The sequence below is a fragment of the Delftia sp. SD018 genome (genome assembly GCF_017355445.1).
Lineage (GTDB): Bacteria > Pseudomonadota > Gammaproteobacteria > Burkholderiales > Burkholderiaceae_C > Comamonas > Comamonas acidovorans.
The window spans coordinates 166,508-178,584 of the sequence record NZ_JADDRN010000013.1 but is presented as its reverse complement, the minus strand read 5'-3'; the positions used below and the strand labels follow the sequence as shown (position 1 = coordinate 178,584).

General features: G+C 67.3%; 12 protein-coding genes. 10 read left to right on the top strand and 2 right to left on the bottom strand.

The genetic code is table 11. The annotated features are described in order from the left end of the window. Positions 1-1,348 (bottom strand): GGDEF domain-containing protein (locus INR38_RS15110; protein WP_207442294.1); only part of this gene is annotated, 1,348 nt, incomplete at its 3' end. Between the two features lie 58 nt (positions 1,349-1,406). Beyond that, positions 1,407-2,387: an NADPH:quinone oxidoreductase family protein gene (locus INR38_RS15105; RefSeq protein ID WP_012206829.1), complete on the bottom strand. Its 981-nt coding sequence runs from the start codon at positions 2,385-2,387 to the stop codon at positions 1,407-1,409. A 117-nt stretch (positions 2,388-2,504) separates the two neighbouring features. Between INR38_RS15105 and surE the strand changes: the two genes are divergently transcribed. The 10 genes from surE (at position 2,505) to INR38_RS15055 (ending at position 12,076) form a co-directional block, all read left to right on the top strand. After that, entirely contained in the window at positions 2,505-3,290 is a 786-nt protein-coding gene (gene surE / locus INR38_RS15100; protein WP_043782596.1) for a 5'/3'-nucleotidase SurE, read from the top strand. Beyond that, a complete protein-coding gene (locus INR38_RS15095; protein WP_065346020.1) occupies positions 3,287-4,075 on the top strand; it encodes a protein-L-isoaspartate(D-aspartate) O-methyltransferase in 789 nt (262 codons plus the stop codon). The genes surE and INR38_RS15095 overlap by 4 nt, the downstream gene beginning before the upstream one ends. A gap of 13 nt (positions 4,076-4,088) precedes the next feature. Further along, positions 4,089-4,967, top strand: coding sequence for a peptidoglycan DD-metalloendopeptidase family protein (locus tag INR38_RS15090; protein WP_207442297.1), 879 nt, complete (start codon positions 4,089-4,091; stop codon positions 4,965-4,967). Then, a complete protein-coding gene (locus INR38_RS15085) occupies positions 4,967-6,037 on the top strand; it encodes an RluA family pseudouridine synthase (protein ID WP_034396294.1) in 1,071 nt (356 codons plus the stop codon). Before INR38_RS15090 ends, INR38_RS15085 begins: the two co-directional genes overlap by 1 nt. A gap of 110 nt (positions 6,038-6,147) precedes the next feature. Next, positions 6,148-6,966 carry an SMC-Scp complex subunit ScpB gene (gene scpB, locus INR38_RS15080; protein ID WP_207442299.1) on the top strand — a complete coding sequence of 273 codons (819 nt, stop codon included), beginning with the start codon at positions 6,148-6,150 and terminating at the stop codon, positions 6,964-6,966. Then, positions 6,963-8,366, top strand: a complete 1,404-nt coding sequence (locus INR38_RS15075) for a pseudouridine synthase (RefSeq protein ID WP_207442300.1) — start codon at positions 6,963-6,965, stop codon at positions 8,364-8,366. The genes scpB and INR38_RS15075 overlap by 4 nt, the downstream gene beginning before the upstream one ends. A gap of 169 nt (positions 8,367-8,535) precedes the next feature. Beyond that, complete coding sequence (gene ndk, locus INR38_RS15070; RefSeq protein ID WP_012206822.1) at positions 8,536-8,961, top strand: nucleoside-diphosphate kinase; 426 nt, start codon at positions 8,536-8,538, stop codon at positions 8,959-8,961. Positions 8,962-9,053: 92 nt separating this feature from the next. After that, positions 9,054-10,178: a 23S rRNA (adenine(2503)-C(2))-methyltransferase RlmN gene (gene rlmN / locus INR38_RS15065; protein WP_034396288.1), complete on the top strand. Its 1,125-nt coding sequence runs from the start codon at positions 9,054-9,056 to the stop codon at positions 10,176-10,178. Positions 10,179-10,191: 13 nt separating this feature from the next. Continuing rightward, positions 10,192-11,088 (top strand): type IV pilus biogenesis/stability protein PilW, encoded by an 897-nt coding sequence (gene pilW / locus INR38_RS15060; protein WP_315530164.1) that lies wholly within the window; start codon positions 10,192-10,194, stop codon positions 11,086-11,088. Further along, the gene (locus INR38_RS15055; RefSeq protein ID WP_063325332.1) at positions 11,081-12,076 is read left to right on the top strand and encodes a RodZ domain-containing protein; all 996 of its coding nucleotides are present in this window, start codon (positions 11,081-11,083) and stop codon (positions 12,074-12,076) included. The genes pilW and INR38_RS15055 overlap by 8 nt, the downstream gene beginning before the upstream one ends. Position 12,077 lies beyond the last annotated feature (1 nt).

Here is a 12,077-nt window from a genome sequence, read left to right as displayed (position 1 = left end):
GCGCCTGGGCGCCCGCCGTCTCCGGGGTCTGCGGCAGCAGCAGCACGAAGGCCTGGCCTTCATAGCGGCCCACCACGTCTTCCGGGCGCAGCCCTTGGCGCGCCAGCTGGGCCACATGCACCAGCGCGGCATCGCCCATGGCATGCCCCAGCTCGGCATTGAGGGCCTGCATGCCGTCCATATCGACCAGGGCAACGCTCAGCGGCTGGCCATGGCGCTGGGCGCGTGCCACCTCGCGGTCCAGTGCCTCGCTCACGCCCAGGCGGTTGAGCTGGCCGGTCAGCGGGTCGTGGCGTGCGCGGCGCGCGGCCTCGTCCAGCTCCTGCTGCAGTGTTTCGATGCGGGCCTCGCAGGCATCGACATGGGCGCGCAGCGCCTGCAGCTCCTCCTGGGCCACGCGGCTGCCGGCGGCCATGGTGCGCGTGGCCTCCAGCACCTGCTGCAGCAGCGGGGCTGCGTCTTCCAGGCGCTGGATGCCGTCCAGCTGGCGTGCCGCCTCTTCCATGCGGGCGCCCAGCGTTTCGTTGCTGCTCGTGATCTGCGCCAGGTGCTGCACGAAGCCGCCCAGCATGTCCCTGAGCGCCTGCTGCGCGGCGGCCATGCCGTCCTGCAACTGCAGGCGCCGGTGGATCACGGTCTGCAGCTCGCGCCGTGCATCGGCCAGGGGCGCGGGCGAAAGCGGCGGGGTGATGGCCTGCTCGATGGCCGTGAGCTGCTGCACCAGCCAGCTGCCATGCGTTGGGTCCTGGGCCAGGTGCTGGACCAGGGTCTGCAGCAACTCCTGCATCAACTGCAGGACCTGAAGCTGGTCGGCGATGGCGAACGACAGCTGGTAGTGCTGGTCGTGCAGGCGCCGCGCCAGGGCCTTGGCATCCACGGGCGGCGATTGCAGCTGCTCCATCAGCTGCTGGTGCAGTTGCCCGGTTTTGGTGTCCTGGGTGTCCAGCAGCGTGGACAAGGCCTCGAAGCGCCGCGCCAACTGCTGGGTCAGGTCGTCGGGCAGGGCCTGGACGGGCGGCGGCACGGGCAGCTCCACGGGCCTGGCCTCATGGGCAGGCGGCTGCAGGGCCGCGTTGGCATAGGCGGTGATGACCTGCTGCAGCCCTTGCCAGTCGCTGCGCTCTATGGCGGCGCCCAACTGGTCGCGCAGGCGCTTCTGTCCGGGCGTCTGCGCTGGCAAAAGCGCATGGACATGGCGCAGCGGGCCCTGGGGAAAGCTGGCGGGGCCGGGCTCGCCGGCCGCCTGTTCATAGAGGCGGGTGTAGTTTTCCGGGGTGGGCGGCAGGCGGTTCAGCGCCAGTTGCCGCAGGGTTTCGCGTGCCAGTTCGGAAGCGGAGCGCTCGGCCATGGGTGGGCAGTTGTTTCAGAATGCAATGCCCTCCAGTGTGGCATGGCCAGCGCCCGGTTCACTGCTCGTTGACCATCACCAGCTTGCCCTGCACCTGGCGCGATCCCATGCGCGCATAGGCGGCGTGCAGCTCGGCCATGGGCATGGTGCGGTCGATCACGGGCTTGATCTTTCCCTGGCCGTACCACTGCGCCAGCTCCTGCATCATGGCCGCATTGGCCTTGGGTTCGCGCCGGGAGAACTCGCCCCAGAAGACGCCCACCAGCGATGCGCCCTTGAGCAGCGGCAGGTTCAGCGGCAGGGCAGGAATCGGTCCTGCGGCAAAGCCCACGATCAGATAGCGGCCGCGCCAGGCGATGGAGCGGAAGGCCGGCTCGGCGAAGTCGCCGCCCACGGGGTCGTAGACCACGTCGGGGCCCTTGCCGTCGGTGGCTTCCTTGATGGCGGCGCGCAGATCGCCCTGGCTGTAGTTGATGGTGGCGTCGGCGCCCTGTGCCTTGCACAGCGCGCACTTTTCGTCGGTGGAGGCCGCTGCGATCACACGCGCACCCGCCGCCTTGGCGATCTGGATGGCGGCCGTGCCCACGCCGCCCGCCGCGCCCAGCACCAGCACCGTCTCGCCCGCGCGCAGCTGGCCGCGGTCGATCAGCGCATGGTGCGAGGTGGCATAGGTCATGATGAAGGCCGCAGCATCGACGAAGCTGAAACCGTCTGGCAGCGGCATGCAAAGCGCGGCCGGCGCCAGCGTATGGGTGCCGAAGCCCCCGGTGCCCGACAGGCAGGCCACGCGCTGGCCCACGGCCAGGTGGCTCACGCCCTCACCCACGGCCTGGACCACGCCCGCGTATTCCGAGCCCGGCACGAACGGCAGCTCAGGCTTCATCTGGTACTTGTTCTGCACGATCAGCAGATCGGGAAAGTTCAGGCTGGCCGCCTTCACTTCGAGCAGTACCTGCCCCGGGCCCGGCGTGGGCGTGGGCAGCTGCGTCCACTGCAGTTGATCGACGCCTGTGGGCGTGGTGCAAAGCCAAGCGTGCATGGTGGTTGTCTCCTGTGATTGAATGCCTGGCCGATGATAGGAGTGTGGTGGGAATGCCTCCTGTCCCTCGGGCGACGAGACGCCCGCCTACAATCGCCCGCAATCCCTGCTGTATCCATGAAGATTCTCATTTGTAACGACGACGGCTACCAGGCGCCCGGCATCCAGGCCCTGTACGAGGCGCTGCGCACGGTGGCAGACGTCGAGGTGGTGGCACCGGAGCACAACAACAGTGCCAAGTCCAACGCCCTGACGCTGAACGCGCCGCTGTATGTGCACCAGGCCCACAACGGCTTTCGCTATGTCAATGGCACGCCTGCGGACTGCGTGCACATCGCCCTGACCGGCCTGCTGGGCTACCGGCCCGACCTGGTGGTCTCTGGCATCAACAACGGCGCCAACATGGGCGACGACACCATCTATTCCGGCACCGTGGGCGCCGCCATGGAGGGCTTTCTGTTCGGCATTCCCTCCATTGCCTTCTCGCAGGTGGACAAGGGCTGGTCCGAGATCGAGGCCGCTGCCGCCGCTGCGCGCCAGCTGGTCATGGACATGCAATCGCAGGAACTGATCGGCCTGTCGCCCTGGCTGCTCAACGTGAACATTCCCAACATGCCCTTGTCCGCGCTCAAGCCCCTCAAGCTGTGCCGGCTGGGCCGCCGCCATGCGGCCGAACGCGTCATCACCCAGGAGAGCCCGCGCGGCGAAATGATGTACTGGATAGGCAGCGCAGGCGCGGCCAAGGATGACTCGGAGGGCACGGACTTCCACGCCACGGCGCACGGCCATGTGTCCGTCACGCCGCTGAAGGTGGACCTGACCGACCACGACAACCTGGGCTACTGGGCACAGACGGCGGCCAGGCTGGCGTCGGCCGGCCAGGGCGGGGCGGTGCAACCGTGAGCGAGCGCCGTCCCGGAGTTCCCTCGTGGGTGGCGCGCTCGGTGCAGACCCCTGCGCCGGCCTCGCGCGCGGCGCCTGCGCGCTCTGCGCTGGCGCCGGCCGGTGCCCGTGCCCCGCAACAGCCTTCGGGCATCGGCCTGGACTCGGCCGCCGTTCGCGCCCGCATGGTGCAGCGGCTGGCTGCCACCGGCATACAGTCGCCGGCCGTGCTGGCCGCCATGGGATCGGTGGAGCGCCACCGCTTTGTGGACAGCGCCCTGGTCAACCAGGCCTATGAAGACACCAGTCTGCCCATTGGCCTGGGCCAGACGATCTCCAAGCCCAGCGTGGTCGCCCGCATGACCGAGCTGCTGCTGGGTTCGGAAGCCGCGAAGTCGGGCCTGGGCCGCGTGCTGGAAATCGGCACGGGCTGCGGCTACCAGGCGGCGGTGCTGGCCCGCGTGGCACGCGAGGTCTATTCGATCGAGCGCCTGCGCGGCCTGCACGAGAAAGCGCGCAGCAACCTGCGGCCCTGGCGGCTGACCAATGTCCATCTGATCTTTGGAGATGGCATGGAAGGCTATGGCAGCGGCGCGCCGTATGCGGGCATCATCTCGGCCGCTGGCGGCGAGAGCATGCCCTCGGCCTGGTGCGACCAGTTGGCCGTGGGCGGGCGGCTTGTCGCCCCCATGGTGGTTACGGGTGGTAAGCAGGCACTGCTGGTGATTGACAAGAGTTCACACGGGTTTACGCAGTCGATTTTGGAGGCTGTGAACTTTGTCCCCCTAAAATCGGGCATCGCCTAGAAGGGAATAACTTATGTTGGTATCGCGAAGTCTTGGGGCTTGGGGAACGGTGGTGCTGGCCGGCATGGTTCTGGCAGGCTGCACATCCCAAGTGAACAGGGCTCCCGTGGAGGACCGTGGAACGACCACCACCTCCTCCACCTCTTCCTCGCCATCGGCAGCCGTCAAGCCGCTGCCCGGCGTCGAAAACGCCGGCAAGCCCGGCTACTACACGATCAAGCCCGGTGACACGCTGATCCGCATCGGCCTGGAAACCGGCCAGAGCTGGAAGGACATCGCGCGCTGGAACAATCTGGAGAACCCCAACCTGATCGAAGTCGGTCAGGTGGTGCGTGTCGTGCCGCCGACCAGCTCGGACAGCGTCGGCACGCGCCCCTCGTCCACTGCCTCCTCCACGCCCAGCGGCTCGCCCGTGGTGGCAACGCCGCTGCCGCCCGTGGCATCGTCGGGCGGCTCCTCGGCAACGCCTGCACCCGCACCGACCCCGGCACCCGCCCCTGCACCCGCAGCCGGCAAGGGCGCCGACGATGTGGACTTCATCTGGCCTGCATCGGGCAGCCTGATCGCCGGTTTTGACGAGGCGCGCAACAAGGGTTACGACATCGCAGGCAAGGCCGGCGATCCCGTGATGGCCGCTGCCGATGGCCGCGTGGTCTATGCCGGCGCCGGCCTGCGTGGCTATGGCAACCTGATCATCCTCAAGCACAACAACACCTACCTCACGGCCTACGCGCATAACCAGACGCTGCTGGTCAAGGAAGACCAGACCGTGCGCAAGGGCCAGAAGATCGCCGAGATGGGCAGCACCGACGCGGACCGCGTGAAGCTGCACTTCGAGGTGCGTCGCCAGGGCAAGCCTGTCGATCCTTCGCGCTACCTGCCTTCGCGCTGATGAGCCGCAGTACCAGGCAAACCGGACAAGCCCCTGCCCCGCAGGGGCTTGTTTCTTCTGCGCCCGGCGAATCGCCGTGGGAGCCGGTCGAGGACGAGGCCGAAGGCGGCGAGGTCGAGGCCGCCGCGGCCGAGCTGCGCGAGATCACCGTGCCGCCGGCGCAGCACGGCCTGCGCGCCGACAAGGTGCTGGCCGAATGCGTGGCCGAGTTCTCCCGCAGCTATCTGCAGCAACTGCTGGCGCAGGGCGCGGTCACGCTCAATGGGCGTGTGCTGGTCAAGCCGGCCACCAAGGTGGCCGCCGGTGACCGGATGGTGCTGGAGATGCGGCCCACGCAGCAGAGCATGGCCTTCCAGCCCGAAGACATGGCGCTGGACGTGGTGTATGAGGACGAGCACCTGCTGGTCGTCAACAAGCCGGCTGGCCTGGTCGTGCACCCGGCTCCGGGCAATTGGACGGGAACCCTGCTCAACGGCCTGCTGGGGCGCGACCCCAAGGCGCGGGAGGTGCCGCGCGCCGGCATCGTCCACCGCCTGGACAAGGACACCAGCGGACTCATGGTGGTGGCGCGCAGCCGCGCCGCCATGGACGCGCTGGTGGCCATGATCGCCGCGCGCGATGTCAGCCGCCAGTACCTGGCGCTGGCCCACAAGGCCTGGGGCCCGCGCAAGCGCCGCGAGGTCGATGCGCCCATCGGCCGCGACCCGCGCAACCGCCTGCGCATGGCCGTGGTCGATCTGGCGCAGCATGCAGGCAAGACCGCGCGCACCGACATCGACCTGCTGGCCGGCAACGAGGAAGTCAGCCTGGTGCGCTGCACGCTGCACACGGGCCGCACCCACCAGATCCGCGTACATATGGCATCGCTGGGCCACCCGCTGGTGGCCGATGCCGTCTACGGCGGCAAGGAGGCTGGCGGCATGGCGCGCCAGGCGCTGCACGCCTTCCGGCTGGCCTTCACCCATCCCATGACAGGCCAGGCCCTGGTGCTGCGCGCGCCGCTGCCGCCCGATATGGCACAGGCGCTGGAAAATTGGGGGCTGAGCTACAATCCCGCCGAAAGCCTCTGACCATCTCTCGCATGGCATCCGTGGAGCGCTTGCTTCCTCTTCTTTGATTCGGCGCACCCTGGCTGCCACCTCTGGTGGCACGCGCGCCTTTGTTCCCGAGACGCTGAGCCATGAATACGGTAGATGCCAAGCGGGTCCTGGAAACTGCATTGATCTGTGCGCCGCAGCCTGTCACGCTGCGTGAGCTGCGCTCGCTGTTCGATGACGTGCTGGGCTCCGACACGCTGAAGGACCTGCTGCTGGACCTGCAGAAAGACTGGGCGCAAAAGGGTGTGGAGCTGGTGCAGGTGGCGTCTGGATGGCGCTTCCAGAGCCGGCCCGAGATGCGGGTCTATCTGGACCGGCTACATCCCGAAAAGCCGCCACGCTACACCCGCGCGACCCTGGAGACGCTGGCGATCATCGCCTACCGCCAGCCAGTGACGCGTGGCGACATCGAGGACATACGCGGCGTGACGGTCAACAGCCTGCTGATCAAGCAACTGGAAGACCGGGGATGGATCGAGGTCATTGGCCACCGGGAAACCGTGGGCCGGCCCTCTTTGTTCGCCACCACGCGCCAGTTTCTGGACGACCTGGGCCTGCAGTCGCTGGACCAGTTGCCCATGCTCGAGGAGCCCGAATCCCAGCAAAGCCTGTTCAAGGCGCTGGAAGAGTCGGGTGCGCAGGAATTGGCAGCGGACGAGGCCGCGCCAGCCGGTGACGCTCCCTTGCCCGAAGAGCCCCAGGGCGAGACAGATGCCACGGAATCGGACGGGGCAGATGCCGCAATGGCAGCAGATACGGCTCAAGCAAATACAGCAGACCTGTCGGATGCAGCGGATGCGGCAGACGCAGCGGATGCGGCAGAGACAACAGACGCAACGGATACAGCGGATACAACGGATACGGACGGCACTGCAAAGCAGGCCGAAGAAGGAAAGCCATGACGGGTAGTGATATCTCCAAAGACCAGGACGCCCAGCCGGCGTCCGATGAGGCCGGCGCGCAGCGCAAGGCCCGCCCTGCGCGCTCGCGCGCTCCCAAGGCCGGGGCGCGGCCCGGCGCCAAGCCTGTGCGCAAGCCGCGTCCGGCCGCCGAGGCGGTGCATGCCGAAGACACCGTGCAAGAGCTGGTGCCGGCTGATGCATCAGAGCCGACCGACTCAGGGTCTGTCGAAGGCTACGGTTTTGCGGACGTCATCTCGGGCGAACTCGACGCCGCCGAAGAACGCGACGATGCCGCGCCTGCCAAGCGTGTGCTGCTGCCCCAGGTCGATTCGCCCAAGCTGCACAAGGTGCTGGCCCAGGCCGGGCTGGGATCGCGCCTCGAAATGGAGCAGCTCATTCTTGAAGGCCGCATCTCGGTCAACAACGAGCCTGCCCACGTGGGCCAGCGCATCCAGTTCGGCGACCAGATCAAGGTCAATGGCCAGCCCATCCGCTTTCGCATCGACCCGCCGCCGGCGCGTGTCATCGCCTATCACAAGCCCGTGGGCGAGGTCGTCACGCATGACGATCCGCAAAACCGTCCCACGGTGTTCCGCAAGCTGCCTCGCCTGCAGCATGGCAAATGGCAATCGGTGGGCCGCCTGGACCTGAACACCGAAGGCCTGCTGCTGTTCACCAGCTCGGGCGAGCTGGCCAACTCCCTGATGCACCCGCGCTTCGGCCTGGAGCGCGAATACGCAGCCCGTGTGCTGGGTGCGCTCAGCAAGGAAGAAAAGCAGCGCCTGACCGACGGCGTGCAGCTGGAAGACGGCGTGGCCGCCTTCGGCTCCATTGAGGACGGCGGTGGTGAAGGCGCCAACTGCTGGTACCGCGTGACCATTTCCGAAGGCCGCAACCGCGAAGTGCGCCGCATGTTCGAGGCGGTGGGCCATGCCGTGAGCCGGCTGATCCGCATCCGCTACGGCGCCATGGTGCTGCCGCGCGGCCTCAAGCGCGGCGCCTGGGTGGAGCTGGACCAGGCCGATATCCAGTCCCTGGCTTCGGCAGCCGGCATGCAGGCGCGTGCGCCCGCTGCACCCAAGCCACCGGTCGGAGGCCGCCGTGGTGGCCCGGCCGACCGCAATACCGTTCGCCGCGAAGGCGGCGGCCGCTACTTCGACGGCAATCGCCCGGCGCCCAACGCCATGCTCGACGGCCCGCGTGCCAAGCCTGCCGCCAAGGGCGGCAAGGCTGACGGCGGCCAGGGACAGGGCAAGGGGCAGGGCGGTGCAGGCGGGCGGGGCAAGGGCGGCGGCAGCCAGCAGCCCGATCCGATGCGTACATCGGTGGGCTACATCGGCTCCGACAGCCTGTCGCGTGCACGCCAGAACGCCAAGCGCAAGCCGGGAGGACGCCGCTGAAAGGCGGCCGGGCCGTCCGCCTTCTGGTTCATCCAGAGGTGGTCGGCCCGCCCTGTAAGCCTGCCATTTGGCAGCACCATGTCATCAAGGACTTTGATGGCACAGCTAGAATCAACGGTTTTGTCCAATTGACAAAAATCCATAGTAACCCTGATTAGGAACCATTCAAATGGCCATCGAACGCACTCTTTCCATCATCAAGCCCGACGCCGTTGCCAAGAACGTGATCGGCCAGATCTACGCACGCTTCGAAGGCGCTGGCCTGAAGGTCATCGCTGCCAAGATGGTGCACCTGTCGCGCGGCGAAGCCGAGCAGTTCTACGGCGTCCACAAGGAGCGTCCTTTCTTCAAGGACCTGGTGGACTTCATGGTCTCCGGCCCCGTGATGATCCAGGCTCTGGAAGGCGAGAACGCCATCCTGAAGAACCGCGAACTGATGGGCGCCACCGACCCCAAGAAGGCTGAGAAGGGCACGATCCGCGCCGACTTCGCCGACAGCATCGACGCCAACGCCGTGCACGGCTCTGACGCCGCTGAAACTGCAGCCGTGGAAGTGGCTTTCTTCTTCCCCGGCATGAACGTCTACTCGCGCTAATCCCCGCGTCTTCCGCGGCCGTCATGGTCTGTCCGGTGCAGGCCGTGCCTGCCGCGGAAGAGCCGAGAGCGGCGTGGCACCGGCCTGCCGACATGAATACCAATTTGCTAGATTTTGATCTCGACGGACTTGCCGCTTACTGCGAGCAACTCGGCGAGAAGCGTTTCCGCGCGACGCAGCTGTTCCGCTGGATCCACCAGCGAGGCGCCAGCGACTTCGACCAGATGAGCGATCTGGCCAAGTCCCTGCGCGAAAAGCTCAAGGCGTGTGCCCACATCACGGCCCTGCCGGTTCTGACCGAGCATGTGTCTGCCGATGGAACAGTCAAGTGGCTGTTCGACGTGGGAGGCGGCGATGCCGTCGAAGCCGTTTTCATTCCCGAAGATGACCGGGGCACGCTGTGCGTGTCGTCCCAGGCGGGCTGCGCCGTGGGCTGCCGCTTCTGCTCCACGGGTCACCAGGGCTTCAGCCGCAACCTCAGCACGGGCGAGATCCTGGCCCAGCTGTGGTACGCCGAGCATGCGCTGCGCAAGCGCCTGGGCACGGGCGGCGAGCGCGTCATCTCCAACGTGGTGATGATGGGCATGGGCGAGCCGCTGCAGAACTACACGGCCCTGGTGCCGGCGCTGCGCGCCATGCTCGATGACCATGGCTACGGCCTCTCGCGCCGCCGCGTGACCGTGTCCACCTCGGGCGTGGTGCCGATGATCGACCGGCTGTCCCAGGACTGCGCCGTGGCCATGGCCGTGTCGCTGCATGCGCCCAATGACGAGCTGCGCGACCCGCTGGTGCCGTTGAACCGCAAGTACCCCATCCACGAGCTGCTCGATGCCTGCGAGCGCTACCTGGAATTCGCGCCCCGTGACTTCATCACGTTCGAATACTGCATGCTCGATGGCGTCAATGACCAGCCTGAGCATGCGCGCCAACTGATAGAGTTGGTCCGCGCGCGTGGCGATGGCCGCAGCTGGTGCAAGTTCAACCTGATTCCGTTCAATCCGTTCCCGGCCTCGGGGCTGCTGCGTTCACCCGCAGCGCGGGTGACGGAATTCGCCAGCCTGCTGAGCAATGCCGGCATCGTGACCACGGTGCGCAAGACACGTGGCGACGACATCGACGCAGCCTGCGGACAGCTGGCTGGCGATGTCAAGGACCGCACGCGCGCTGCCGAGCGCATGGCCAGGCAGCGCACCATTGTTCTCAAGCAGGTGCCTTGAGAAGACCTGGGGCATGCCTGGCATGCCCCGACGGAACAAAGGACAGTTCATGAAGTCAGTGGCTCGGCGGCTGCGAACGGGGGATTTCGGTACAGGCATGCGCTGGGCAGTGCCCGCGCTGGTTCTTTTCTTGGCGGGCTGCGCAGGCAAGCAGCCTTTGGTGCCCCCGACGAATTCTGGCTCCGGCAACGCTTCCTCCGTCTCCAATGCCTCGATGGCTTCTGCCGCCGAGGCCGATCCCCGCCGCCGCGCAAGCATCCGCCTGGAGCTGGCGGCTTCCTATTTCCAGGCTGGCCGCATCGATGTGGCCCTGGAAGAGGTAAACCAGGCGCTGGCCGCTGACCCCAGTTCCGCCGACGGTTACGGCCTGCTGGCCCTGATCTACATGCGCAACCAGGACTGGGACCAGGCCGACGCCAGCCTGCGCAAGGCGATGTCGCTGCGTCCCCAGGACGGCGACCTGCAGCACAACTACGGCTGGCTGCTGTGCCAGCGCAAGCAATACGCGCAAGCCCAGGAATGGCTGGACAAGGCCCTGGCCCAGCCCGGCTACCTGGAGCGCCCCAAGACCTGGATGGCCAAGGGCCTGTGCCTGCAGCAGGCCGGCCTGCTGGTCGAGGCCCAGCAGGCGCTGCTCAAGGGCTATGAACTCGATCCCGCCAACCCGGTGATCGCCTACCACCTGAGCAACGTGATGCTGCAGGGCGGCGACGCCAAGAGGGCGCAGTTCTACATCCGGCGCCTGAACAGCAGTCCCCAGTCCAATGCGGAAAGCCTGTGGCTGGGGATCAAGATAGAGAGGGCGCTGCAGCAATCTGCAGCGATGCGGCAGCTGGCTGACCAGCTGCACCAGCGCTTCCCCGAGTCCCGCCAATGGCTGGCCTACGAGCGTGGAGCATTCAATGAGTGAGGTGTTGGCGGTGCATGACGAAGCAGGTACGCAAGGCGAGAACGCACAAACTTCCATGACGGCGGGCACGCTGCTGCGCCAGGCGCGCGAGGCGGCGGGTCTGTCTCTGGCCGGGCTGGCGGCGGCACTCAAGGTGCCAGCCCCCAAGCTGGAGGCGCTGGAGGCGGATGACTACGCCGCATTCCAGGACCATGTCTTCATGCGGGCCCTGGCGCAAAGCGTCTGCCGCACGCTGCGCATGGACTCGGCATCGGTGCTGGCCCTGCTGCCGCGCACCCAGCTCAAGAGCCTGGCCGATGATCGCGGCAGCATCAACGCCACGTTCAAGGAGCGCTCCTTCAAGGCCACCGGAACATCGCTGGGACGTGAAAACGGCTCGCGCAAGGTGGCCATCATCGTGCTGCTGCTGCTGGCTGCTGCCGCTGCCGTCTACTTCCTGCCCAAGCATGAAGGCGACGCCGAAGAGCCGCAGGCCGGCGCTTCCGATGCCGCTGCCCTGGTGCAGCCTGCAGGGACTGTGTCCGAGCCCGTGGCCGCCCAGGAGCCCGTTGCGCCTGCGGCGACGACGCCGGCCGATGTGCCGGCTGCATCTGCACCTGCACCCGCATCTGCCTCTGCACCGGCAACTTCAGCGCCTGCAGCGGCAGCCGTTCCGGCTCCTGCGTCCACCACAACGCCTGCTGCCCCTGCCGCCGATGCGCCTGCCGAGGGCGCCGCAGCGACATCGGCAGCCACTGCGGCGCAAACGCCTGGTGGCGTGCTGGTCATGAAGGCCAACGCACAATCGTGGGTGCAGGTCAAGGATTCCAGCGGCCGCGTGGTGCTGCAAAAGACGCTGGCGGCCGGTGAATCCATTGGCGCCGAGGGCGCGCTGCCGCTGTCGGTCATCGTCGGCAATGCCAGCGGCACCGAGGTACGTGTGCGTGGCGAATTGCTGGAAGTCGCCAAGACCACCCGCGACAATGTGGCCCGCTTTGAGGTGAAGTGAC

Coding starts and splice junctions, on each gene's coding strand:
- pilW (WP_315530164.1), top strand. CDS start 10,192: ATGCCTGGCATGCCCCGACGGAACAAAGGACAGTTCATGAAGTCAGTG.
- INR38_RS15105 (WP_012206829.1), bottom strand. CDS start 2,387: ATGCACGCTTGGCTTTGCACCACGCCCACAGGCGTCGATCAACTGCAG.
- rlmN (WP_034396288.1), top strand. CDS start 9,054: ATGAATACCAATTTGCTAGATTTTGATCTCGACGGACTTGCCGCTTAC.
- scpB (WP_207442299.1), top strand. CDS start 6,148: ATGAATACGGTAGATGCCAAGCGGGTCCTGGAAACTGCATTGATCTGT.
- ndk (WP_012206822.1), top strand. CDS start 8,536: ATGGCCATCGAACGCACTCTTTCCATCATCAAGCCCGACGCCGTTGCC.
- INR38_RS15090 (WP_207442297.1), top strand. CDS start 4,089: ATGTTGGTATCGCGAAGTCTTGGGGCTTGGGGAACGGTGGTGCTGGCC.
- INR38_RS15075 (WP_207442300.1), top strand. CDS start 6,963: ATGACGGGTAGTGATATCTCCAAAGACCAGGACGCCCAGCCGGCGTCC.
- surE (WP_043782596.1), top strand. CDS start 2,505: ATGAAGATTCTCATTTGTAACGACGACGGCTACCAGGCGCCCGGCATC.
- INR38_RS15085 (WP_034396294.1), top strand. CDS start 4,967: ATGAGCCGCAGTACCAGGCAAACCGGACAAGCCCCTGCCCCGCAGGGG.
- INR38_RS15055 (WP_063325332.1), top strand. CDS start 11,081: ATGAGTGAGGTGTTGGCGGTGCATGACGAAGCAGGTACGCAAGGCGAG.